This window comes from Devosia aquimaris (assembly GCF_020169335.1).
GTDB lineage: Bacteria > Pseudomonadota > Alphaproteobacteria > Rhizobiales > Devosiaceae > Devosia > Devosia aquimaris.
The window spans coordinates 932,005-955,864 of sequence record NZ_JAIEZN010000001.1 but is presented as its reverse complement, the minus strand read 5'-3'; the positions used below and the strand labels follow the sequence as shown (position 1 = coordinate 955,864).

The 23,860-nt window shown below is 63.8% G+C and carries 23 protein-coding genes and 2 tRNA genes; 11 read left to right on the top strand and 14 right to left on the bottom strand.

Features of this window, described 5'->3' with window-relative positions; translation table 11 throughout:
- Positions 1–35: 35 nt before the first annotated feature.
- From K1177_RS04600 to K1177_RS04570, 7 genes are all read left to right on the top strand, one after another.
- On the top strand, positions 36–452 hold the full coding sequence (locus K1177_RS04600; protein ID WP_224702142.1) for a VOC family protein: 417 nt from the start codon (positions 36–38) through the stop codon (positions 450–452).
- A 147-nt stretch (positions 453–599) separates the two neighbouring features.
- Positions 600–1,076 carry a YcbK family protein gene (locus K1177_RS04595; protein ID WP_224702141.1) on the top strand — a complete coding sequence of 159 codons (477 nt, stop codon included), beginning with the start codon at positions 600–602 and terminating at the stop codon, positions 1,074–1,076.
- 72 nt (positions 1,077–1,148) lie between these two features.
- Positions 1,149–1,223 (top strand) — tRNA-Glu (locus K1177_RS04590).
- Between the two features lie 50 nt (positions 1,224–1,273).
- Positions 1,274–1,348: transfer RNA gene (locus K1177_RS04585), tRNA-Glu, on the top strand.
- A gap of 189 nt (positions 1,349–1,537) precedes the next feature.
- Complete coding sequence (locus K1177_RS04580; RefSeq protein ID WP_224702140.1) at positions 1,538–2,122, top strand: sigma-70 family RNA polymerase sigma factor; 585 nt, start codon at positions 1,538–1,540, stop codon at positions 2,120–2,122.
- Positions 2,119–2,784: a ChrR family anti-sigma-E factor gene (locus K1177_RS04575; protein WP_224702139.1), complete on the top strand. Its 666-nt coding sequence runs from the start codon at positions 2,119–2,121 to the stop codon at positions 2,782–2,784. Before K1177_RS04580 ends, K1177_RS04575 begins: the two co-directional genes overlap by 4 nt.
- Positions 2,781–3,542, top strand: coding sequence for an SDR family NAD(P)-dependent oxidoreductase (locus tag K1177_RS04570; RefSeq protein WP_224702138.1), 762 nt, complete (start codon positions 2,781–2,783; stop codon positions 3,540–3,542). The genes K1177_RS04575 and K1177_RS04570 overlap by 4 nt, the downstream gene beginning before the upstream one ends.
- 101 nt (positions 3,543–3,643) lie before the next feature.
- Here K1177_RS04570 and K1177_RS04565 read toward each other — a convergent pair whose 3' ends face one another.
- The 7 genes from K1177_RS04565 to K1177_RS04535 all read right to left on the bottom strand — a co-directional run bounded on the left by K1177_RS04565 (position 3,644) and on the right by K1177_RS04535 (position 12,776).
- On the bottom strand, positions 3,644–4,879 hold the full coding sequence (locus K1177_RS04565; protein ID WP_224702137.1) for an SAM-dependent methyltransferase: 1,236 nt from the start codon (positions 4,877–4,879) through the stop codon (positions 3,644–3,646).
- 24 nt (positions 4,880–4,903) lie between these two features.
- Positions 4,904–5,686 (bottom strand): DUF1365 domain-containing protein, encoded by a 783-nt coding sequence (locus K1177_RS04560; protein WP_224702136.1) that lies wholly within the window; start codon positions 5,684–5,686, stop codon positions 4,904–4,906.
- Complete coding sequence (locus tag K1177_RS04555; protein WP_224702135.1) at positions 5,671–7,005, bottom strand: NAD(P)/FAD-dependent oxidoreductase; 1,335 nt, start codon at positions 7,003–7,005, stop codon at positions 5,671–5,673. Before K1177_RS04555 ends, K1177_RS04560 begins: the two co-directional genes overlap by 16 nt.
- Positions 7,006–7,079: 74 nt before the next feature.
- Positions 7,080–8,870, bottom strand: coding sequence for a single-stranded-DNA-specific exonuclease RecJ (recJ, locus tag K1177_RS04550; RefSeq protein WP_224702134.1), 1,791 nt, complete (start codon positions 8,868–8,870; stop codon positions 7,080–7,082).
- A 38-nt stretch (positions 8,871–8,908) separates the two neighbouring features.
- A complete protein-coding gene (gene glpX, locus K1177_RS04545; protein ID WP_224702133.1) occupies positions 8,909–9,895 on the bottom strand; it encodes a class II fructose-bisphosphatase in 987 nt (328 codons plus the stop codon).
- A gap of 32 nt (positions 9,896–9,927) precedes the next feature.
- Positions 9,928–11,268, bottom strand: coding sequence for a homoserine dehydrogenase (locus tag K1177_RS04540; protein WP_224703689.1), 1,341 nt, complete (start codon positions 11,266–11,268; stop codon positions 9,928–9,930).
- Between the two features lie 296 nt (positions 11,269–11,564).
- A complete protein-coding gene (locus K1177_RS04535) occupies positions 11,565–12,776 on the bottom strand; it encodes an LL-diaminopimelate aminotransferase (protein ID WP_224702132.1) in 1,212 nt (403 codons plus the stop codon).
- Between the two features lie 420 nt (positions 12,777–13,196).
- Between K1177_RS04535 and K1177_RS04530 the strand changes: the two genes are divergently transcribed.
- Entirely contained in the window at positions 13,197–14,513 is a 1,317-nt protein-coding gene (locus K1177_RS04530; protein ID WP_224702131.1) for a glycosyltransferase, read from the top strand.
- Between the two features lie 105 nt (positions 14,514–14,618).
- Here the strand turns inward: K1177_RS04530 and K1177_RS04525 are convergent, their stop codons facing one another.
- The 5 genes from K1177_RS04525 to K1177_RS04505 form a co-directional block, all read right to left on the bottom strand.
- Positions 14,619–15,989 (bottom strand): dicarboxylate/amino acid:cation symporter, encoded by a 1,371-nt coding sequence (locus tag K1177_RS04525; RefSeq protein ID WP_224702130.1) that lies wholly within the window; start codon positions 15,987–15,989, stop codon positions 14,619–14,621.
- 173 nt (positions 15,990–16,162) lie between these two features.
- Positions 16,163–16,843 (bottom strand): SdpI family protein, encoded by a 681-nt coding sequence (locus K1177_RS04520; protein ID WP_224702129.1) that lies wholly within the window; start codon positions 16,841–16,843, stop codon positions 16,163–16,165.
- A 75-nt stretch (positions 16,844–16,918) separates the two neighbouring features.
- Positions 16,919–17,404: a 30S ribosomal protein S9 gene (gene rpsI, locus K1177_RS04515; RefSeq protein WP_224702128.1), complete on the bottom strand. Its 486-nt coding sequence runs from the start codon at positions 17,402–17,404 to the stop codon at positions 16,919–16,921.
- Between the two features lies 1 nt (position 17,405).
- Positions 17,406–17,870 carry a 50S ribosomal protein L13 gene (rplM, locus tag K1177_RS04510; protein ID WP_137151685.1) on the bottom strand — a complete coding sequence of 155 codons (465 nt, stop codon included), beginning with the start codon at positions 17,868–17,870 and terminating at the stop codon, positions 17,406–17,408.
- 169 nt (positions 17,871–18,039) lie between these two features.
- Positions 18,040–19,113 (bottom strand): COX15/CtaA family protein, encoded by a 1,074-nt coding sequence (locus K1177_RS04505; protein WP_224702127.1) that lies wholly within the window; start codon positions 19,111–19,113, stop codon positions 18,040–18,042.
- 78 nt (positions 19,114–19,191) lie between these two features.
- Between K1177_RS04505 and K1177_RS04500 the strand changes: the two genes are divergently transcribed.
- Positions 19,192–19,410: a DUF2842 domain-containing protein gene (locus tag K1177_RS04500; RefSeq protein WP_224702126.1), complete on the top strand. Its 219-nt coding sequence runs from the start codon at positions 19,192–19,194 to the stop codon at positions 19,408–19,410.
- Entirely contained in the window at positions 19,403–19,696 is a 294-nt protein-coding gene (locus K1177_RS04495; protein WP_224702125.1) for a hypothetical protein, read from the top strand. The genes K1177_RS04500 and K1177_RS04495 overlap by 8 nt, the downstream gene beginning before the upstream one ends.
- On the opposite strand, the gene K1177_RS04490 is transcribed toward K1177_RS04495, so the two are convergent.
- The gene (locus K1177_RS04490; RefSeq protein ID WP_224702124.1) at positions 19,693–20,733 is read right to left on the bottom strand and encodes a polysaccharide deacetylase family protein; all 1,041 of its coding nucleotides are present in this window, start codon (positions 20,731–20,733) and stop codon (positions 19,693–19,695) included. The genes K1177_RS04495 and K1177_RS04490 overlap by 4 nt on opposite strands.
- Before the next feature lie 7 nt (positions 20,734–20,740).
- Positions 20,741–23,146 (bottom strand): GumC family protein, encoded by a 2,406-nt coding sequence (locus K1177_RS04485; RefSeq protein WP_224702123.1) that lies wholly within the window; start codon positions 23,144–23,146, stop codon positions 20,741–20,743.
- Positions 23,147–23,301: 155 nt separating this feature from the next.
- Between K1177_RS04485 and K1177_RS04480 the strand changes: the two genes are divergently transcribed.
- Positions 23,302–23,853 (top strand): polysaccharide biosynthesis/export family protein, encoded by a 552-nt coding sequence (locus tag K1177_RS04480; RefSeq protein WP_224702122.1) that lies wholly within the window; start codon positions 23,302–23,304, stop codon positions 23,851–23,853.
- The last annotated feature ends 7 nt before the right edge of the window (positions 23,854–23,860 follow it).

Here is a 23,860-nt window from a genome sequence, read left to right as displayed (position 1 = left end):
CCAAGGACAGCACATCCCAACCGGAGGAAACCGCCATGCGCTATCTGCACACTATGGTCCGTGTCACCAATATCGAAGAGAGCCTGGCCTTCTACTGCAAAGGACTGGGACTGGAGGAAGTTCGGCGCACCGAGAACGAGAAGGGTCGCTTCACGCTGATCTTCCTGCGTGCGCCCGGCGACAGCGGCGGCGAGGTCGAGCTGACCTATAACTGGGACCCCGAGGAATACACCGGCGGGCGCAATTTCGGTCACCTGGCCTATCGCGTGCAGGACATCTACGCCCTTTGCCAGCACCTGATGGACATGGGCGTGACCATCAACCGGCCGCCGCGTGATGGTCACATGGCCTTTGTCCGCTCGCCCGACGGCATCTCGATCGAGCTGATTCAGGAAGGGTCCCTGCCGCCCCAGGAGCCCTGGCTGTCGATGCCAAACACCGGCAAGTGGTAGGCAAACCGCGCCATTTCGGGCCTGGTCAACCCTTTGCTAACCGTAGCCATTAGGCTGCGGTTAGCGAAACCGGGCGTATTTTAGCGACTTCTCAAACGAGCCCTTAACTGTTGCACAAGCGCAACAATCGGGCACGCGGAAGTCGTGATGCGCCACCTGTTTCGTCCCATTGCCGCTGCTGTGATCTGCGCCCTCATCCTTGGCGCATGCATGCCGATGGCCATGTTCGCCAGTTCCAGCGGGTCGGCCTATGCCGGCAAGCGCAATGACTGGGGTACGTTCGTATCCAGCCGCGAGGTGAATGCGTTCTGCCTGTCGCCCAAGCTGCGATTCCTGGTGTGGGAATTCGAGGGGCGCTTCGGACGCAAGGTCATCATGAATTCCGGCTACCGCGACAACCAGCACAATGCAGCGTCCGGCGGCACGGACAATTCCTATCACAAGAAATGCATGGCCGCCGACTTCTACATCCCCGGCGTGGACAAGCAGCAGCTGATCGCCTTTGCCATGCGCACCGACAGCGTGGGCGGACTGGGCTGCTACCCTGGCCGGCAGTTCATCCACGTGGACGTTCGCGACCGTCCGCGCGGCTATAATCGCCCGGTCACTTTCGCAGGCTGTTAAAAAAAATAGCGTTCGATGCGCAAATGGGTTGCGCAACGCAAAACACCCAACTATACGACCGGCAGCGCTTAAGCGCCCTTCGTCTATCGGTTAGGACGGCACCCTTTCACGGTGCAGAGAGGGGTTCGATTCCCCTAGGGCGTACCATTCCTTTTCACTTGGGAATGGCATAAATTGAGCGGCAGTTTCCTAGGTCCGCGCCCATCGTCTATCGGTTAGGACGGCACCCTCTCACGGTGCAGAGCGGGGTTCGATTCCCCGTGGGCGTACCAGGAACTTCTCCCCTTCAGATTGATGCCAATTGTGCCCGCGACAGCGGCATGGGCTTTTTTGCCCGCGCCAGCCTGCTGGCATCGGCCACTGGCGCATTCGATCACATTTTGACCCCTGCGGCTGATCCAGAGCTGAATTGAGGGCGTACGAGGCTTACAGGCACGGAGAAGCCGATGTATGCCTTGAACATGACAGACCAAACCATCGGACGGACGCCCGTGCCCGTCGACACTGACGACCTTTCCGGCCTGCTGCTGCGCGTGGCCGAATTGCGAGACAAGGCGGCGCTTGCTGCCCTGTTCAGCCATTTCGGCCCCCGCATCAAATCCATGATGCTCAAGCTCGGTTCAAGCGACGCCGTTGCCGAGGATCTGGTGCAGGAGACCTTTGTTTCGGTCTGGCGCAAGGCGTCGATGTATTCGCAGCAGCGCGGGGCCGCGAGCACGTGGATTTTCACGATCGCCCGCAACCTGCGCATCGATCAGCTGCGGCGACAGTCTAACAAGCCGTATGAGGATCTGGATGACCTCGACATGGCCAGCGATGCCCCATTGGGCAGCAGTCTGGTCGAGCAGAACCAGATCATCGAAAGGGTCACAAAGGCCCTCACGTCGCTGCCTGTGGAGCAGCAGGAGGTGGTCCGCCTCAGCTTCATCCACGACATGCCCCACGCCCAGATTGCCGAAACGGTCGGCATTCCCCTGGGCACCGTAAAATCGAGACTTCGCCTGGCCTACGAACGTCTCCGGCCCATGCTGGAAGATCTGCAATGACTATCAATCACCACCCCGACATCACCACGCTGATGGCATTCAGTGCCGGTACGCTCGACGAGCCGTATGCGGCCGTTGTGGCGACGCATCTGGCCATGTCCGAGGGCGGCCGCGAATCGCTGCGTCAGATCAATGCGATCGGTGGCGCGCTGCTCAATGACGAACCGGAAGCCGAGCTGTCCAATGGGGCGCTCGACCGGTTGCTGGACTCGCTCGGCGATGAAGACGATCGCATCACCGTGACTGAGCCGGCCGCTGCACAGGCGCGGGCTGCAGACGCCCTGCCGCTGCCGCTGCAACGCTATATTCCGGGCGGGCTGGAGAGCGTGCGCTGGAAGTGGACCGGGCCGGGCGTGGCCACGGCGGACCTTGCCTGGGGCAAGGATGGTCGCTCGCGCCTGATGCTGCTGCGCGTGGCCGGTGGCCGGCGCGTGCCCGAGCATGGCCATGGTGGCCAGGAGCTGACGTTGATCCTGCAGGGTGCCTACAAGGATCGCTTTGGTGTCTTCGCCAAGGGCGACATTGCCGACCATGACGAGGACGTCGAACACCAGCCTATTGCCGAGCCTGGCGAGGACTGCATTTGCCTGGTGGCGGTGGATGCCAAGCTGACGTTTCAGGGGCGTTTGATGCGCGCCCTGCAGCCCCTGTTCGGCATATGAGCCTGAAACCCGGCGTCGCCTGGATCATTGGTGGCGGCTCCGGCATCGGCGCAGCCGTTGCCAAGCTGCTGGCAGAGCGCGGCTGGACCGTGGCGATCTCGGGACGGCGCGTGGAGAAGCTCCAGGCCGTAGCCAGCGGCCACAGCAGCATCGTTCCCTACCCGCTCGACGTGACGGACACTGCTGCCGTGGCCCAAACCGTGGCGTCGGTGGCACATGATCTGGGCCGGATCGATATCTTCATATTCGGCGCTGCAGCCTGGCAGCCGATGGACGCCGGCGACTATGCGCTCGATCAGTTCGAGACGGTGCTGAACACCAATTATCTCGGCGTGATCCGCATGGCCAATCCGGTGGTTGCGCAGATGCAGCGCCAGGGTGGCGGCCATTTCGCGGTGATTGCCTCGGTGGCCGGCTATTTCGGCCTGCCCCGCTCGGCGGCCTATTCCTCCACCAAAGCCGGGCTGATCAATCTGCTGGAGACCATGCGGGCCGAGCTGGCGCAGCGCCACGTGGTGGTGCGCATGATTGCCCCGGGCTTTGTGAAGTCGGAGCTGACCGACAAGAACGATTTTCCCATGCCGTTCCTGATGGAAACCGACGACGCGGCGCGCCGCATTGTCGATGGGCTGACCCAGTCGGACCGATTCGAGATCGCCTTCCCCAAGCGCATGGTCTGGCTGATGAAGACAATGCGCTGGCTGCCCTACCCCATCTTCTTCTGGCTCACCGAAAAGATGGTGCCCAAAGACAGCTGAGGCCGCTTCTCCATGCCCTTCGCTTTTGCGCCTGATCTCCCGTGCGGGAGGTCAGGCGTTTTTCTGTGCGGGGTGGGCTGCGGCTGCGGCCATGGCCCCGGTCAGGCGGGGCGGCGGTACTGATAGATACCGACGTCGATGGCGCTCTCGGCAAAGCCGGCTTCACAATAGCTGAGGTAGTACACCCACTTGCGCCGGAACTCTTCGTCATAGCCAAGCGGGGCAATCATCGGCCAGCGTTCAAGAAAGCGCTCGCGCCAGAGCCGCAGCGTGCGGGCATAGGACTGGCCAAAGGTCTCGATATTCTCCAGCACCAGTCCATATTTCTCGCCGAACTCGCGCATTGCCGTCTTGGTCAGCAGCATGCCGCCGGGGAAAATGTAGCGCTGGATGAAGTCGGGGCCGGAGCGGTAGCCGTCGAAGTCGGCTTCATCGATGGTGATGGCCTGAATGGCGGCCGTGCCGCCGGGCTTGAGCCGGTCGTGCACCGTCTGGAAATAGCTCGGCCAATTGTCTTCGCCGACGGCCTCGATCATTTCGATGGAGCCAATGTGATCGAACTGTCCCTCGGTGTGGCGATAGTCTTCGAACACCAGCGTCGCCAGATTGTCCAGACCCTGCCGGGCCAGGCGCTGCTGACCAAACTTGAGCTGTTCGGCCGACAGGGTGATGCCGCGCAGCCTGGCCTTGTAGTCGCGCGCGACGGTTTCGGCGAAACCGCCCCAGCCACAGCCGATCTCGAGCACCGAGGATCCCTCGGTGATCCCCGCCATGTCAGCAACGCGGCGGTACTTGGTCAGCTGGGCTTCTTCCAGGCTCTGGTCCCCGGAGGTGAAGACTGCCGAGGAATAAGTCATGGAGGGATCGAGCCACTGGCCGTAGAAGTCATTGCCCAGGTCATAGTGCTCGGCGATGTTCTTCTTGGAGCCTTCCAGCGTGTTGCGGCGGGACAGGTGATAATGCAAATCCGAGGCTGCCCGACGGAAGAAGCCGGGGTTGGCCTTTTCGAACATGTCGCGGTTCTGCAGGAAGAAGCGGAACAGCGCCGTGAGGTCGTCGACCTCAATGTCGCCTCGCATATAGGCGGCAGCAAAGCCAACGGTGCCACGTTGCATGGCCTCGCTGAGCACCTTGAAATTGTTCAGACGCAATACGGCGTGCTCACCGGTGGCGGTATTGCCCACGGTGCGCGTGCGGCCATTGGGGAAAATCACGGTGAGTCCGCCATGGCGCGGCTTGCCGATCAGCGATACGCCGACGCGATCCACCAGCCACGAGACCAGGCTTGTCCACGGCGTCACACCCGTATTGGTGCTATCAATTGCTGTTTTTGTCATTGGGCAGAACGATCCAACATATCGTTACACTTGGCGCCCATTTTTCAGCTGGCGCCGCAATCCAAGCGTCGGCGGCACACCCTTGAGCCACAAAAGCAGAGCTTCCCAGTGTATGCCCACCACCACTTTAATAGTCATAAGTGGATATGCAAGCAGCAGCTTCAAGAGTTTGCTGTCGGTCAGCGGCTGACGCTCGGCGTCAAAATAGGTGGTGACCAGCCCCCCCTCATCATCGGACAGGGTGATGCCCAGGAACAGCCGTTCGGCTGGCGGGCGCACTGCAAAACGATAGGTGCCGGCCATGGAGTTGAAGGGCGAAACGTAAAAGGCCTTGGCGTTCTCGTGGCTGATCTCGGACGCGTCGGCATCGACCAGGGCTTCGTAGAAGTGGTGTTCGCCAAAGGTGTTGCGCACCTCATAGAGCATGAAGCGGACCGCCCCGTCGGCGTTCTCGCCGTAGTAGACGGTGATGGGATTGAAGGCGAAGCCGAGCAGGCGCGGATAGGCCAGCATGTGAATTCGCGCCAGGTGCCCTGCCCCCGCCGCCTGCGCCCGGGCGCGGACGAACTCGGCCAGGCTGCTGCCGTCGCGCGGGCCGAAATCGCGCGTCACCAGCGACACAAGGTTGAATCGGTTCAACGACAAAACGCGCAGATTTTCATCCAGCGCATCAAGATGATCGAGATCGACGAGCAGCGAGAAGACGCGGTAGCGCAGCTTGTGCTGGCGGGGCCGTACGCGCTTGTGCACGACTTCGCCGACATAGATGGCGCCGGCGGCCCCGTCCTGGCTTATTCGGCTGCCCACTGGTGGCTGTCTCCCTCGGCCCAATTGTGGGCAATGCGTCCGCGCGCCTCCGGCACGGTCCAGGGTCGCAGCTGCGGCCCGATGCGCTCGGCAATCTCGAGGCCGGACTGCAGCCCGTCCTCATGGAAACCATAGCCCATCCAGGCCCCGGCGAACCAGGCGCGCTGAATGCCCTGGATCTGCCAGAGATCGCGCTGGGCGGCGATGGCCCTGGCATCGAAGAGCGGGTGCTCGTAGTCAACTTCATACTGCACGGTGCCAGGGGCGAAATCGCGATAGGCGTTGAGCGTGACAAAGACATTGGAGCGGGTGGGCAGCGGCTGCAGCTCATTCATCCAATAGGTCAGGCTCAGGTCCCGTTCCCCTTCGGCGCCGCGCAGGTAATTCCAGGATGACCAGAGATGGCGGCGACGCGGCATGAAGCTGGCGTCGGTGTGCAGCGTGGCGTGATTGCGGGTGAAGCGGAAGGCGCCCAGCACATTGCGCTCAGCCTCGGTCGGCTTGGCCAGCAGAGCCAGCGCCTGGTCGGCATGGCAGGCGAAGACCACCTGATCGAAGGCGCGGCGGCTACCGTCGGCAAAGACCAGCGTGGTGCCGGTCTCGCTGCGCTCGACAGAGCGGATATTCGCGTTCAGGACGGTCTTGAACGCCGACTGCTCGGCGACGCGGCGCACATATTCGCGCGCCCCGCCCTTGACCGTACGCCAGAGCGGCCGGTTGTTGACCTGCAGCAGCGAGTGGTTGGCGAAGAACTCGATGAAGGTCTTGGCCGGAAAGCTCAGCATGTCGCGCGAGGGCGTCGACCAGATCGCCGCCGAGATGGGAAGGATGTGATCTTGAATGAAGACGCGCGAATAGTTGAAGCGATCAAGGAACTCAGCGATCGAGAGATCGTCGGGGCATTGTGCGATCTGCTTTTCCGCCGCGCGGAAGAAACGCAGGATATCGCCGACCAGCTTCCAGTGTTCGGGACGGATGATGTTGCGGCGCTGGCCGAAGAGGCCATTGAGATATTCGCCGGAATACTCACGCCGGCCCTCGGCGATGGAGACTGCAAAGCTCATCCACGACTCGGCCGTGGGAACATCGAAGTGTTTGAAGAAGGCCGTGAGGTTGGGGTAGTTGCGCTCGTTGTAGACGATGAAGCCGGTATCGACAGAAACCTCGCCCTCGGGCACCCGCGCCATGATGGAATTGGAGTGGCCGCCCAGGCGGTCGGCCTGCTCGAAAACCGTAACATCCTGAGTCTGAGAAAGCAGCCAAGCCGCTGAAAGTCCTGAGATTCCCGATCCGATGACAGCAATAGTCGTGGCGTTCATGATCGGCTTGGTCCCCCGCTTGTGTTGTCTGTTCCTACGCAGAAGGAAACGGCGTGGATCAGACAAAAGTTTCGTCAGGCCTTGGGCTTAGCGAGGTCGAGCAGGCGGAACTGCACCTGTTCGCGGCCCTGGTAGTGGTCGATCCCCAGGCTGCCGGCGAAGTGGAAGCTGGCATCATTGCCGCGCAGCAGCGCATCGCCAATCTCGGTGCTGGCGGCGCGGAAGGCGATGGCCTTGAGCTTGGCGCCGTCCTCGGAGACCAGCGAGAAGCTGACATGGCCACCCTTGCCGACCACCTGGGCGAACTTGGCGCGATGGGCGGGAAAGGCAAACACCGGGCCGGGATTGCCCGAGCCATATGGCCCTGCCCGTTCGAGATCACGCACCAGATCGAGCGAGGCGCCGCGGGCGGTGAGTGCCGCATCGATCTTGAGCGCGCTGGCAGCGCGGGCGGCCGCGACATCGGTGGCCAGGGCATCGGACAGAAAGGAGCGAAAGGCGCCCAGCTGGCCCGGTTTGATGGTGATGCCAGCGGCCATGGCGTGGCCGCCGCCCTTGGCAATGATACCGGCATCGACCGCAGCCAGCACGGCGCTGCCCAGATCGACGCCCGGCATGGAGCGGCCCGAGCCCGTTCCGGTTCCATCGGCGTGAAGGGCTATGGCAAAGGCCGGGCGCTCGAAGCGCTCGCGCAGGCGCGCGGCGACCAGGCCCACCACGCCCTGGTGCCAATTGGCCGAGGCGAGAACCAGCACGGAAGGCCCCTCGCCGGAGCCGATCTCCAGTTCCGCCACGGCGGTGGCTTCTTCGACGGCCTCGACCTCGATGCGTTGCCGCTCGGTGTTGAGTTCATCGAGCCGCGCCGCAATCGAGAGCGCATGATGTTCGTCCTCGACGGCGAGCAGTTCGGTGCCCAGCGCGGCATTGCCGATGCGGCCCCCGGCATTGATGCGCGGGCCGATGAGAAAGCCCAGATGATAGGGATTGATCGGCCCGCTGATGCGCGAGGCCAGGGCCAGCGCGGCTATGCCCTTGTTGTCGCCGCGGCGCGCGACCTCGAGCCCGCGCACGACAAAGGCGCGGTTGAGCCCGACCAGGGGCACCACGTCACAGACCGTGCCCAGGGCGACGATGTCGAGCAGCTTGAGCAGATCGGGCAGCCCGGTGTCGCCACGCTGGCGCAGCGCCCGGTTGACGGCAACGAGCGTCATGAAGGTGACGCCGGCCGCGCAGAGATAGCCCAGCCCGGAGATATCGTCCGGGCGATTGGGATTGACCAGTGCCGTGGCCTCGGGGAGCTCATGATCGACCAGATGGTGGTCGATCACCAGCACATCGGCGCCGCGGCTGCGGGCATGGGCAATCGGCTTGTCGCTGGTGGTGCCACAGTCGAGCGTGACGATGAGGCTGGCGCCGCCGTCGATCAGCTTGTCCATGGCCGCGATATTGGGGCCATAGCCCTCAAAGATGCGGTCCGGGATATGCACCTGCGGCTCGATGCCGAAATGCCTGAGATAGCGGGCCATCAGGGCGCAGGAACAGGCCCCATCAACGTCGTAGTCGCCGAACAGGGCAATGGATTCGCTGTCGGTGATGGCCTTTGCCAGACGGTCCGCCAGGGCATCCATGGCCGTCAGCGTGGAGGGATCGGGCATCAGCGCCCTTATGGTGGGCTCGAGATAGCTCTCGGCCGCATCCAGGGCGACGCCGCGCGCCGCCATAACCCGCGCCAGGATTTCCGAGACGCCTATGCGCTGGGCAATGGCCCCAGCGGTGCGGGTGGTGGTGCTGTCCAGTCGGTCAATCCACGCCCGGCCGGTGACCGAGCGGGAAACATCAAGAAATGGGCGCGGCGCATCCAGCATGGGCGAGAGGTAGGCGATTTCGACGGCCCGGTCGAGGCCTAGCGCGCGTGCTGCGCCTTGATCCAGCGGACGGTCTGGCTCCAGGAGCGCATGACGATGGTGCTGGTCACCAGCGAATTGCGGCCGATGCGGACGCCTTCGAGCAGCGAGCCATCGGTGACGCCGGTGGCTGCGACCAGCACGTCGCCGGCCGCCAGTTCGGTGACGTCATAGACGCGGTTGGGGTCCTCGATGCCCATTTCCTTGGCCCGGAGGCGCTTGTCGGGCGTGTCGAGGATCAGCTTGCCCTGCATCTGGCCACCGATGCAGCGCAGTGCTGCCGCCGCCAGCACGCCTTCGGGCGCGCCGCCGGAACCGAGGTAAATGTCGATGCCGGTATCATTGGTGTTGACCGCGTGGATGACGCCGGCAATGTCGCCATCGCTGATCAGCTTGACGGCAACGCCTGTGGTGCGCAGTTCCTCGATCAGTCCGGCATGGCGGGGGCGATCGAGCACGATGGCGGTGATCTCGCTCAGCGGCACGCCCTTGGCCCTGGCCAATTCCGTCACATTATCGGTTGCGGAGGCATCGATGTGCACAACGCCGGGGGCATAGTCGGCGCCAATGGCGATCTTGTGCATGTAGACATTGCGGGCGACGTTGAGCAGGCCGCCGCGTTCGGCCATGGCGAGCACCACCAGCGAATCGGGCTGGTTCTTGGCGCAGAGGGTGACGCCTTCGAGCGGATCGACAGCAATATCGACCTCAGGCCCGCTGCCGGCGCCGACCGCCTGCCCGATGTAGAGATTGTCGCATTCGTTCTGCTCGCCCTCGCCGATGACGATACGGCCGGAGATGCCGACCTGGTCGAGCTCTTCCTTCATGGCCAGCACTGCCGCGTCATCGGCGGCCTTTTCGTCGCCCTTGCCCCGCCAGGCGGCGGCGGCAACGGCAGCGCGCTCGGTGACACGCACCAGCTCGAGCGTCAGGCTGCGATGCAGATTTGCGGGCCGTGACTGGTGCTCGGTCTTGCTGAGTCTCATCTGTCCTCCCGGGGCGCGACAGGCCCCGAAGGTCAGAGCTTCTCGATCCGGATCAATTGCGGTTCGCCGACGATAAACCCGTCGGCCGCGATCTGTGCAAGTGATTCACGTACAGCTGATTCTAAAGTCTGTTGAGTGATCATCACAACCGTGCGGGTCGGCGAGCCATCGGGCGCCATGGCCTTAGCATTCAAGTCCGACCTCTGGATGACAGAATCGATGGAGATGGAGCGCTCGCCCATGCGGGTGGCAATCGCCGCCAGTGCGCCGGGCACGTCCTTGGCGCTGAGGCGGATGTAGTAGCCGCCGTCATGGGCGCGCATGGGCGCCTCGCGATAGGGCAAGAGCTCTTCGCTGGGCACGCCCAGCGGCGGTACGCGGGTGCCGCGGGCGATGTCGAGAATATCCGAGAGCACCGAAGACGCCGTCGGCGGACCACCGGCGCCCGGGCCGGCCAGCAGCAGTTCGTGCACATGGTCGGTTTCAAGCGCCACGGCATTCATCACGCCATCGACGCCGGCAATGGCGCTGCCCTTGGGCACGAAGGTGGGATGCACGCGCTGCTCGATGCCGTCCTCGGTGCGCTGGGCAATGCCGAGCAGCTTGATCTTGTAGCCCAGGTCGGCAGCGACGCGGATATCATGCTGGGTGATGCGCGAAATGCCTTCGACGCGGATCTTGTCGGGCGCAATCTCGTAACCGAAGCACAGCGTCGCCAGGATCGAGAGCTTGTGGGCGGTGTCAAAGCCTTCAACGTCAAAGGTCGGGTCGGCCTCGGCATAGCCCAGGGACTGCGCGTCCCGCAGACAATCGGCAAAGGAAATGTCCTCATTGCCCATGCGGGTGAGGATGTAGTTGCAGGTGCCGTTCATGATGCCGAAGACCTTGGCGATGCGGGCTGAACCCAGCCCCTCGCGCAGCGTCTTGATCACCGGAATGCCGCCGGCAACGGCCGCCTCGAAGCCGAGCTGGGTGCCAGACTCTTCGGCCAGGCGCGCCAGGGCCACGCCATGCTTGGCCAGCAACGCCTTGTTGGCGGTGACCACCGGGCGGCCGATATCCAAAGCCGCCTTGACCGCAGCATAGGCCGGGCCGTCCTCGCCGCCGATCAGTTCGACGAAGAGATCAATGCCGTCCGATTTGGCCAGCGCCACCGGATCGTCAAACCAATCCAGACCGGCATTGTCGATGCCGCGCTCGCGAGAGCGCGACCGCGCCGCAACCGCGGTGACGACCAACTGGCGACCGAGCTTCTTGGTGAGCTCGGCGCTATCCTTCTGCAGGATGCGCACCAGGGTTGCGCCAACATTGCCCAGACCAGCCACGCCAATGCGCAGCGGCGGCAGGCTTTCGCCGTCGCCGAAATCCTGCATGGCCTTGAGGATGCGGGTGCGGGTCTCCGAGCGCGGTTCGCGCCCCTCGCGCAGGTCGAACACGAAGAGCGGATCGCCCGCGACGGTGCGGCCAAAGCGGGTGGGAGTCCAACCGCGCGCGGCAATGAAGGTTTCGACAGCTTGGCGGAAAGACTGGATATCACTCATGGTGACGCCATCTGCATAGGAAAGTGCCTAGCCGTCAATAGGAGTTTAGTGCTGACACGCAGTCAGCCCAGCACAGGGGCGATGCGGTCCCCCTCCCCGCAGCGGAAAGAGGGACCGAGTTTGTGCGATCAGCGAGCCAGCGGCACCACGTTGCCGGCGCCGGTCTTGCCGCCCAGCAGTTTCTTGATGTTGCGCGCCGCCTGGCGGATACGCTGCTCGTTTTCCACGAAGGCCAGGCGGATATACTGGTCGCCGTATTCGCCGAAGCCGACGCCCGGAGCGACGCCAACGCCGGTCTCCTTGATCAGCAGCTTGGCAAATTCGAGCGAGCCGAGGTGGGCAAACTGGGGCGGAATGGGCGCCCAGGCGAACATGGTGGCCTGGGGAACCGGAATATCCCAGCCGGAACGGGCAAAGCTCTCCACCATGACGTCGCGGCGGAACTTGTAGACCTTGCGCACTTCGTCGACCACGTCGTCCGAGCCGTTCAAGGCTGCCGTCGCCGCCACCTGGATGGGCGTGAAGGCACCGTAGTCGAGATAGGACTTCACGCGCGCCAGTGCGGCGATCAGGCGCTCATTGCCGACGGCAAAGCCGACGCGCCAGCCGGGCATGGAATAGGTCTTGGACATGGAGGTGAATTCCACCGCGATGTCGATGGCGCCCGGCACCTGCAGCACGGACGGCGGCGGATCGATGTCGAAATAGATCTCGGAATAGGCGAGATCGGAGAGGATGAAGATCTCGTGCTCACGGCAGTACTTGACCACTTCGGTGTAGAAGTCGAGGTCAGCGGTATAGGCCGTGGGATTGGCCGGGTAGTTCAGCACCAGGGCGATGGGCTTGGGGATCGAGTGGCGCACGGCCCGGTCGAGCGAGCGCATAAAGTCTTCATTGGGGTCGGCCGGCATCGAGCGGACGACGCCGCCGCTCATGATGAAGCCGAAGGAGTGGATGGGATAGGTCGGGTTGGGCACCAGCACCACGTCGCCGGGGGCGGTGATGGCCGAAGCCATATTGGCAAAGCCTTCCTTGGAGCCGAGCGTCGCCACGACCTGGGTATCGGGGTTCAGCTTCACGCCGAAGCGGCGGCCGTAGTAGCTGGCCTGGGCCTTGCGCAGGCCGGGAATGCCGCGCGAGGTCGAATAGCGGTGGGTGCGGCCGTCCTTGACGGTTTCCTGCAGCTTTTCGACGATGTGCTGAGGCGTGGGCATATCCGGATTGCCCATGCCCAGGTCGATCACGTCGACGCCTTCGGCGCGGGCCTTGGCCTTGAGCGGATCGATATGGGCGAACACATAGGGGGGGAGACGGCGGATCTTGTGGAAGTCTGCGCTCATGATTTCCTCGGCGGTCCAACTGGGGACCTGAATGCGGCCGCGACGCGCTCGGGCGCCACACCACATGATGTGGATGTGATTATCGCGGAATTATGATTGTCATCGGGTTAAATTGCCCGGCATCGGGCGCGCTCGCAGTGTTCGGCTCTTCCCGGCCCGGCAGGGGCCATGCGGGAAGAGCTAGCGGGCGTTCGCGCCGGCCGCCATCATGGCGGCCGCGACCACTGCACCAGCGGCGAGCGAGGCTCCAACCTTAGCAACAGTGTACAGAGACTGCATGTCCCTTGCCCTTCAGAAGCGTATTTTGTAATGAAATCGGCTATAGATAACGCCGTTCATAATTCCTCGTCGAGGACTTGTAAATGGCGCGCCCGACGCCAACCTTGGGCGCGTTGACGGCCACATGGTGAGGTTCCACACTTGAAGCGCATTGCCCTTGTCACAATCGGCACGCAAGGCGACGTTCAACCCTATCTGGCCCTTGCTGTTGCGCTCAAGGAGCGCGGCTACTCCGTGATTCTGGGCGCTTCCGAAGAATTCCAGGACATGGTCGAGGGCTATGGAATCGAATTCCATACGCTAGGCCCCTCGATCCAGGCCTTCCTGCGGCAGCAGCGTTTCGAAAACGCCATGAGCCAGTCCCTGCTCATCAATGGCCCGTTCCTGCTGCGCCAGGGCCAGCAGATCGTGGACACGGCGGCGCGCCATGCCTGGCAGATGTGCCAGGGCGCCGACATGCTGATCCTGAACATGAACACCAGTTTTGGCATCGACATTGCCGAAGCCCTGCGCGTTCCCGCGGTCATGGTGGCGTTGCAGCCGCTCAATTCGACCAGCGAATTCCCGCTCTGCAGCTATTACAGCGCCGATCTGGGCCCGGCCTTCAACCGGCTGACCTATACCGCCATGACCGTGCAGCAGATCTACTACAACCTGCCGCGCAACAAGCTGCGCCGCGAGTTGATGGGTCTGGATGCCCGCAAGAACGGCGGCTTCTTCCGCAACACCGACGGCACGGCCCTGACCACGCTCTACCCCTATTCGCCCCTGGTGTCGCCGCGCCCGCGCGACTGGCCCAAGAGCGCCATCGTCACCGGCTATTGGCCGCTCAAGGACCGCACCGACTGGCAGCCGTCAGAAGCGTTCCAGAAGTTCCTCTCCGAGGGCGAGGCGCCGGTCTATATCGGCTTTGGCTCGATGCCCTTTGGCGCCGAGCGCAACACCAAGATCCTCAAGGAAGCCGTCGAAATGTGGGGCGGCCGGGCCGTTGTGGCGCGCGGCTGGGGCGGCATCAATCCCGAAGACCTGCCCGAAACCATCTTCGCCATCGAGAAGGCGCCGCACGACAAGCTGTTCAAATATGTCTCGGCCGTCGTCCACCATGGCGGCGCCGGCACGACTTCGGCCGGCCTGCACCTGGGACGACCGACCTTTGTGGTGCCGCAGTTCGTCGACCAGCCCTATTGGGGTCGCCGGGTCTATGAGCTCGGCTGTGGCCCCAAGCCGGTGCGCCTGCGCAAGCTGACCTCGGAAATCCTGGCCGGCGCCCTGGCCGACCTGACCACCAATGCCGAATACCGCCGCAATGCCGCGATGGTGGCCGAAAAACTGCAGGCCGAAGATGGCTTTGACAAGGCCATCAAAGTGATCGAGCGCGTGATGGAGAACTATGTTCCCCGCGCCGCCAAGGTGCCCAAGGCCAAGAAGGTCAAGTCGGTACTCAAGAAGGTCAGCTGAGCCAGCCTATAAGGCCACTACGCCCTGGGCGACTTTGGCCCGGACAGAATGCAAGAAAGGGGAGGCTTGCGCCTCCCCTTGGTTTTTCTGCGATGGACCCTGCCCTTACTGGGCCGGAACGGCGTCGGCGGCGTCCAGCGCTTCGATGCTCTCGCCGCGGGCATAGGTCGCCTCGTCGAGAATGCCCTGGCGCTTGGCGACGATGGTGGGCACCAGCGCCTGGCCGGCGACGTTGACCGCGGTGCGGCCCATGTCGAGGATCGGATCGACCGCCAGCAGCAGGCCGACGCCTTCGAGCGGCAGGCCAAGCGTCGACAGGGTCAGCGTCAGCATGACGGTGGCGCCGGTCAGACCGGCTGTCGCCGCAGAGCCGATGACCGATACGAACACGATCAGCAGATATTCCTGGAGGCCAAGCTGGATGCCGAAGAACTGGGCCACGAAAATGGCCGAGATCGCCGGATAGATGGCGGCGCAGCCATCCATCTTCGTCGTGGCGCCGAGCGGCACGGCAAAGGCGGCATATTCACGCGGAACACCCAGGTTCTGCTCGGTGATGCGCTCGGTCACAGGGAGCGTTCCAATCGAAGAGCGCGACACGAAGGCGAGCTGGATGGCGGGCCAGGCGCTCTGGAAGTAGCGGAGCGGGTTGAGACCATGGGCCTGCAGCAGCACCGGATAGACCACAAACAGCACCAGGGCGAGACCGATATAGATGGCCGCCGAGTACCAACCCAGTTGTGCCAACGCGTCCCAGCCATAGACGGCCACGGCATTGCCCAGCAGGCCAATGGTGCCGATTGGCGTCAGCCGGATGACCCACCACAGGATCTTGTGGACGATCTTGAGGAAGGAGCGGTTGAACGCCAGGAAGGGATCGGCCGCGGCGCCGACCTTGAGGGCCGCGATTCCGACCACGATGGAGACCACCAGGATCTGCAGCACGTTGAAGTTGAGGCTCGTGGTCGCGCCGCTATCGGTGACGCGTGTGGAGGCCTGCAGACCCAGGATGTTGGACGGGACCAGGCCCTTGAGGAAATCGAGCCAGGAACCGGAAGAGGCTGGCGCCCGGGCGGCTTCGGCGGCGACGGCGGTGTTGAGGCCCGGCTGGATGATCAGGCCCAGGGCAATGCCGATGAAAACGGCGATCAGTGCGGTGATGGCGAACCACAACAGGGTCTGCCAGACCAGCTTGGCGGCGTTGTTGAGCTCACGCAGATTGGCGATCGACGCCACGATGGCGGTGAAGACCAGGACCGGCACCAGCGCGCGCAACAGGGACACGAACGTCGAACCGATGGTGGCGAGGGTCTGGACCAGCCAATTGGCATTGCCGGCGGCGCCCGGGCCCATCTGGCGGGCGACGTAGCCCAGAGCCAGGCCAATGACCATGGCGACGAGGACCTGTGCGCCGAACTGGCGGTAGAGCGGCTTGGGGGCCCGCGGCGCTCGAGCGGAAACGGATGTAGGAGACATATTGACCTGCATGAATGAAGCGAGCGCACAACAATTAGGCGCTATGCATCGCAATTGAGCAGACCTTACGCCTATTCCGCTCGAACTGCTGCAAACCGTTTTCCGTATCCACAGCCCGGAGCGAAAATTCGTATCGACGCCAAGAGTTTCCGGGCAATGGCGATACTGTTGAGTCAGGTGCCGCGCAGGGCAAGCGTGGCGAGCCCACCAACGACCACCGGCAGGGATAATGCCGCGGCGAAAGCCAGGACCAATGGGCCCGGCCCAGAATCGAGCCAGGCCAGCACGAGGACGCCGATGCCGCCAAGCCCGAAGCCTATGCCGGTGAGCCGATGCACCCAGCGCCACGCCCGGTCGGAGGCGATCGGCCAGGGGGCGCGGAGGCCAGCGTAGGTGTGGCGCTCGGCCTCGAAGATGACCAGGGCCAACGGCATGAGCGCCGCGCCAAAGCCAAAGCCGATAATGCGGATAAGATCGACGTCCGAGCCGACGCCGGTGAGCAACAGCCCCATCTGGCAAGCGGCGACCAGGGCCAGCACAGCGCTCAGCGCCGGATCAAGGATATGCTGGCTTTTGGCATAGTGGTTGCGGGTCAGCGCCCGGCCGACGGCAAAGAACAGCGCCATCAGCATCAGGTCGAGCAGCGGCCCGACCGAGAGGGCCATGTTGCGCGACCAGGACCAGTCGACCGTGCTGCCGCTCCAATGGGCGGGATAGACGAAATCGGCGGGCACGCGCAGCAGCGCCACAGCGGTGATGGCGATGGTCACCGAGAACAGGAGCATGTGGAAGCGGGTGACCAGGTTCTGCATGCTGGCTAGATAGGGTGCCTGGACAACAATGCGAGGGGGCATTGCGCCCGCTGCGAAAAGAAAGTGCCAAAGAAAAGGGCCGGTTTCCCGGCCCTTTGCATAATTTGGTCTGCCAGCTTAGCGCTTGGAGAACTGGAACGAACGACGGGCCTTCGCCTTGCCGTACTTCTTGCGCTCGACGACGCGGCTGTCGCGGGTGAGGAAACCACCCTTCTTGAGAACCGGGCGGAGGGCCGGCTCGAAATAGTTCAGCGCCTTGGAGATGCCGTGACGCACAGCACCGGCCTGGCCGCTGAGGCCGCCGCCGGCGACCGTGACGACGACGTCGTACTGGTCAGTGCGCTCGGTGGCCACGATCGGCTGCTTGACGATCAGCTGCAGAACGGGACGGGCGAAATAGGTGGCGAACTCGCGACCATTGATGGTCACCTTGCCCTTGCCCGGCTTGATCCAGACGCGTGCAACGGCGTTCTTGCGCTTGCCGGTGGCATAGGCGCGGCCCTGGGCGTCGAGCTTCTGCACATGGACGGGCGCGGTGTTGACCGCAGCCGAAGCGGCAGTCGAGGTGCCCAGATCTTCGAGGGAGTTGATGGTTTCGGCCATATTACTTCACCCGCGCATTCTTGGTGTTCATCGCAGCGACATCCAGCTTGGCCGGGTTCTGCGCTTCATGGGGATGCTCGGCGCCGGGATAGACGCGGAGGTTCTTGAGCTGAGCACGGGTCAGCGGGCCGCCCGGCATCATGCGACGCACGGCGTTCTCGAGAACGCGCTCGGGGAAACGGCCTTCCAGGATTTCGCGGGCCGAACGGTCCTTGATGCCGCCGGGGAAACCGGTGTGCCAGTAGAACTTGTGCTGGTCCAGCTTGCGACCGGTCAGCTTCACCTTGTCGGCATTGATGACAACGATGTTGTCGCCCATGTCCATGTGGGGGGTGAAGGTCGGCTTATGCTTGCCGCGCAGACGCGAAGCGATGATCGAAGCAACGCGACCCACGACGAGGCCTTCGGCGTCGATCAGGATCCACTTCTTTTCGATCTCGCTCGGTTTTGCCGAGTAAGTGCTCATGCTTGAATTCCCTAGATTCTTGGGGTTGCCAGCCTTCGCACAGGCGAAAACGGCGTGTTCGGCGGCTCGTGTAGGGGGGAATCCCCGCCCCGTCAAGAGCCTAGATTTTCATCAATAAAATCAAGGCGTTACAAGCGCGGTATTATACTACCGCACATTGCGCCCTGTTTCAGTCGCCGATACGGGCGGCGCGGCGCAGGTCGGCCAGATAGGCCACCGTTACACCCGCCAGCATGAAAGCCAGCGCCTGATGGCCCACGGCAAGAGAGATGGGAACATGCATCAGGAGCGTACCGATGCCCAGCACCACCTGCAGCAGGACCAGGAAGGCCAGGCGCGGCAGCCAGCCGTGCACGCCCGAATAGCCGCCGGCGCTGCGCTGCTGCCAGACCATCACGGCAACATAGGCAACAATGACATAGGCTATGGTGCGGTGAATGAACTGCACCGTCAGTGCATTCTCGAACAGGTTCTTCCACCAGGGCTGCATCACGCCCAAGCCCTCGGGCACCAGAGCACCGTCCATCAGCGGCCAGGTGTTGTAGCCCATGCCGGCGTCGAGGCCGGCAACAAAGGCCCCCGCCGCGATCTGCAGCACGATCAGCACCAGCAACAGCCCGGCCCAGCCGATATTGTTGCCCGCGGCCGGGTCAGCCACCCTGCCCGGCTCAAGCGAACGCGGCACATAGATCAGCGCGATGAAGAGCAGCGAGGCGGCCGTCAAATGCGCAGCCAGGCGATATTGCGACACCGAGGTCAGCTCGCTCAGGCCCGAGGAGACCATCCACCAGCCCAGCAGGCCCTGGAAACCACCCAGCAGGAACAGGCCGAACAGCGGCATGGCCAGACGCGGCGTGAAGCGCTTCTGCGCCAGGAACACGAGGAACGGCACGATAAAGACCACACCCAGCAGGCGCCCGAGCAGGCGGTGGATATATTCCCAGAAGAAGATGACCTTGAAGTCGTCCACGCTCATCCAGCTGTTGTTCACCTGGTATTGCGGGATCTGCTTGTAGGCATCGAACTCGGCGGCCCAGTCGGCATCGTTCAGCGGCGGGATAATGCCGGAAATCGGCTTCCAGCTGGTGATCGAGAGGCCAGATTCGGTGAGCCGTGTAATGCCGCCCACCACCACCATCACCAGCACAAAGGCGGCCATGGCATAGAGCCAGATGCGCACCGGACGCAGCCGGTCGCTGGCATATTGGGTCTGGCTCAGTGCGGCATTGTGAACGGCGGTCACGGCATTTTCCCGGTGTCGGAGGGCGAGCCGGAGTGGTATGCCGCAATAACCTGTCCCGCAATAGCCGCGATGCCGCACATGACTCAGCGTAACCGCAAGTTGATCGGCGTGTTCCTCATCCTGGGGTCCATCGTCGCCTGGCTCTCGATCTTCACCTCGGTCTACCTGGCCTTTCCGCCCGGCCTGCCGATCTGGGTACTGATGCCCTATTTCATTGTTGCCGGCATGGGGTGGCTCTATCCGGCCATGCTGATCATCCGCTGGATGGCACGACCGGACGGGCCGCAAGGTGACTAGGCTGTTTGCCGAGCGCATCTGGGGCGTGCCCTGGTCCGTGCTGGCGCTGCTGGCCCTGGCCATCGCGGTTATCTATGTGGTGATCGACACCGCCGGAGACGCCGCGGGCCTGCGCTGGTGGGTGCTGCGTTGGTTCCACAGCCTGTGCTGGTTGCTGCTCGCCTTGGCGGCCCTGGCCATGGCGCGCAGCACGCCGCTGCCGCCGCAATGGGCCAACAGCCTGGCCGTGGCGGGCGGCGCTGCCTATGCCATCTTCATCGCCACCAGCTTTCTGGGCCGCGGCTAGCCGGTGATGCGGCCCATGAGCGAGAAGATCGCTCCACTTGCAAAAACATCGACATAGCGGCGCGACTGAAAGTAACCGTTGAGCGAAATGCGCGGCAGGGCATGCAGCGCGTTGGTGTGGTGCGGATAGAGTCCGCCCGGCCGTGTCGTGACCGCCGAGACAAAGCCCAGTTCCCGCGCCAGGCCGAACTCACGTTCGCCCGCCGATAGCGGACCACCCAGCGGGTAGGACAGATGCTGCGGCCGCTTGCCGAACTGGGCAAGCAGGATGTCAGCCGACTGTTCGATCTCGCTGCGCGCCTGGTCGATCGGCAGCTTGGCCAGTTCGTAGTGATTGACCGTGTGGGCACCGATGGTGCAGAGCGGCTCGCGGGCAAAAGTTGCCAGCTCGGTCCAGTCCATGATCAGGCTGCGGCACTGCTGGCCCAGGTCATAGCCATAGGATGCTGCAAAGCCATGCAGCAGCGCGATGCGCTCAGTCTCGGGGATGCGGCGCATCTGCCAATAGAGCTGGTTGAAGGCCTCGTGCTTCTCACGCAGCGTGCGGGTGTCGACATATTCAGTGTCGCCGCCGCTCTCGATGCCAATCGCCTGCTGGCGGGCGATGATGTCCTCGATCGCCTGCCACCACAGCTCGCCCACACCATCGATGTAGGCGGTGGGCACATAGAGGGTGAACGGCGCCGCATGCTCGCGCAGGATCGGCAGCGCATGCTCCAGATTGTCCTTGTAGGCGTCGTCGAAGGTCAGCACCACGAAGGGCCGGCCGCGCTTCGGTGCGGCCAGACGCTCGATGGCCTCATCAAGGCTGACGATGTCAATTCCCAGCACGCCCATGCGCTCGATGACATAGGCGAGGAAATCGGGCCGCACCTGCAGGATGGCATTGGGCGAGAATGCAGCCGGCGCCTCGGGCAGCACGCGGTGGAGGGTGAAGATCACCCCCCGCGATGACGACAGCGCCCGCAACAATGCGGGCAGCCGCGACAGCCACATGGCCTCGAACATGGCCCGGATGACGGCATATTTCATCGCCATGGCCTGGTCAGGCCGCGACGCGCGAGTCGAGGGCAGCGATTTCGACAGCCTCAAAACCGGCGTCATAAAGCTGTTCGCGGGTGTCGCTGACGGCGGTCAGGTCGTCATCGGGGCCAGCGATCAACACGATGCGCCCGTCCAGACCCTGAAACAGCGGCAGCGTCGAGGCGAGACCAACCTTGCCCGTCTTGAGCACGACAACCTCATAGATGTCGCCCAATGCCTCGATGAGGGTGAAGGGCTTGGACGAATGCCGCGCGATGGCGCGCCCCCTGCCCCAGGGAATCTCGGCAAAGCTGTTGTCGGCCGATTTGTGGACGACATCGCCAAAGCTGGCGGCGTCGGTGCTGAGATCGGTGAGGCCCAGCTCCTGGCTCGGCCGGGCGCTTCCGGCGTCCACCAGCGCCACGCTGAGGCCACGGCCGAGCGCATCGCCCACCAGCTCTTCAGCCAGTGCTTCGCAATCGTCATTGGCATTATGCGCCGCCAGCACGACCAGATGGGTGCGACCCAGCATGAGGTCGGAGGCCAGATCGTCCTTGGAGATCAGCCCGGTCAGCTTCGGCAGGGACGCGGCTGCAGCCGGCGGGGCCGTGCGCGGCTCTGCGGGCGCAGCGGCGACAGTCTGCGACTCTGCCGGCACAATGGTGTCGACAGCCGCGGCCGGGCGGCCAAACTCGTTGGCCAGGGCCTTGATGAAGGCAGACGATTCGCGCGCCGGCGTCGCCGCGCTTTCGGGCCGGGCCATGATCGGGTCGGCATCGATCCGATACGACTCGGGTTCGGGCTCGGCTTCCTCGTCAACCGCCGCCTCGGGCTCGATCGCCATTTCGGGGTCGAGTTCAACATCGGGGACAACAGGCGCGAGGTAGCTGGTTTCCGCTTCTACTGCGGGCAGGTCCTCAGCCTCGACGTCCACCGCGACAGGCTCTTCCCAGCGCTGTTCCGGTTCGAGTTCGGCCACCGAGAACGGCTCGGATTCCAGTTCGTCGAGATTCCGCTGCGGTTCGGCAGCCGCAATGATGGCGCGGCCCGAGATGAGCTCGCCAAAGACGACCAGCCCCACCTGTCCGGCGAGCGCGACGATACCGACCGCCAGCAGGATCATCTGCGTCTTGGGAGACGCCGGCACGACCGAAGGCGCCGCTTCGCTGACCACCCGCACGTCGGGCAGCGCCGAATTGGCTTCCGTCTTGGAGAAGGCTTCGTTGTAGCGCAGCAGATAGGCCTCCAGCAGGTCGCGCTGCGCCTTGGCTTCGCGCTGCAGGCCGTCGAGGGTTACCCCATCCTGGGTGGCGGTGGATGCGGAGGTCTTGGTGCGCGCCAGGTCGGCCTTCAGCGAGGCCTCCAGATCACCTTCGATCTGGGCCTCAGCCTCAAGGGCGTCGGCAACGCGACGCCCTTCGGCGGCAATCTGGGCATCGAGCTCGGCGATCTGGGCATTGATGGCCCGCATGGTGGGATGGCTGGGCAGCAGCGTCGCCGCCTTCTGGGCCATTTCCGAGCGCAGGCGCGCCTTCTCTTCGCTCAGGTTCTGGATCACCGCGGAATCGCGGACGTCGGAAACGCCCTCGATCGACTGGCCACGATCGAGCATGCCGCGGATCAGCGTGGCGCGCGAGGCAGCCTGGTTGCGACGCTCCTGGGCGGCATTGATCTGGCCGGCGATGGTCGACAGCTGCTGGTCGATCAGGCTGGTGTTGTTGGGGCCGGTGAACAGGTCGTTCTTGACCTTGTAGTCGGCCACGGCGGTCTCGGCCTCTTTCACCGAGACACGCAGACGACCAATCTCGTCGAGCAGCCAACCGGAGGCTTCCGCGGTGTCCGAGATTGACAGCTGCGCGCGCCGGGTCACATGGGCATAGGCAACGGCGTTAGCGATATCGGCCGCAAGTTGCGGATCCTGTGATCGGACCAGCACGGAAATAATGCGCGAGTCGCGCTCCTGAATCACGGTCATCCGGCCCAGCAGATTATCGAGCACGGTCTCATCGATGCTGACCGGCGTGGACTTGCGGCCCAGCAGGTTCGAAATCACGCCAATGGGCGAGAAGCCGCCACCGCCCGAGCCATTGAATTCGGGCACCGAGCGCAGGTCGAGCTGGTCGATCACCTTGAGCAGGGTGTCACGCGACTTGATCAACTCGATCTGGCTGGACACAACGCCGGTCTCATTGCCATTGGTGGTGGGCGCCTGCTCGTTGGCCGAGCGCGTATAGACGTTGCTGCGCGGCTCCACGAGGATGGACGCCGAGGATTCATAAAGCCTTGGCATGAACATCATGGCCACAAAGGCCAGCGCCAGCAGCACCAATGTGACGATGATGATCCTTGGCAGGCGCGCAATGACCGCGCCCAGGACAGCCGACACATCAATCCGCGCATCGCGCGCCGCTGACGACTCATAGGTCATAGCGAACCCCCTGAAACTTGGGGTCTCTTATGGTCCTGGCGTAGTAAGCAAACCGTTAAGCCGCTTGCAGACAGCAACAAAACCGGCCCGCCAGAAGGGGTTTGTTAACCACAACAGAGCAACAGTGCAGGCAGCAAAAACACCACGGTCCTTCCATGCGCTGGCTCACCCTCATCACGCTTGCCCTCGTGCTGCCGCTGACGGCCTGCGCGACGCCGCGTCCGGTTTCCCGCGCCGTCGACTCGGCGCCGCCCTACCAGCTCGATACGGGCGACACGGTAAAGGTCACCGTCTATGGCGATGCAGAGCTGACCGACACCTATCGCGTGGATGACAGTGGCGCCGTCGCCTTCCCGCTGGTCGGCCCCGTGCCGGTGCGCGGCGCCACCACCAAGCAGGCGGCCGGCAATATCGCTGCGGCGCTGGCCAATGGCTACATGCGCAACCCCGACGTTGCCGTCGAGGTTGCCGAATACCGGCCCTTCTTCATCCAGGGCCAGATCAAGAATGGCGGCCAGTTCCAGTATGGCTATGGCATGACCGTGCGGGCCGCGATCAGCGCTGCAGGCGGCTATACCGAGACCGCCGACAAGGGCGGCGCGCAGGTCTATCGCCGCCAGGGCGGCCGCATGGTGCGCCAGTCGGTCAACCTGGACTTCCCCATTGCGCCCGGCGACACCATCGTGGTGGGCGAACGCTGGTTCTGACGGAGAC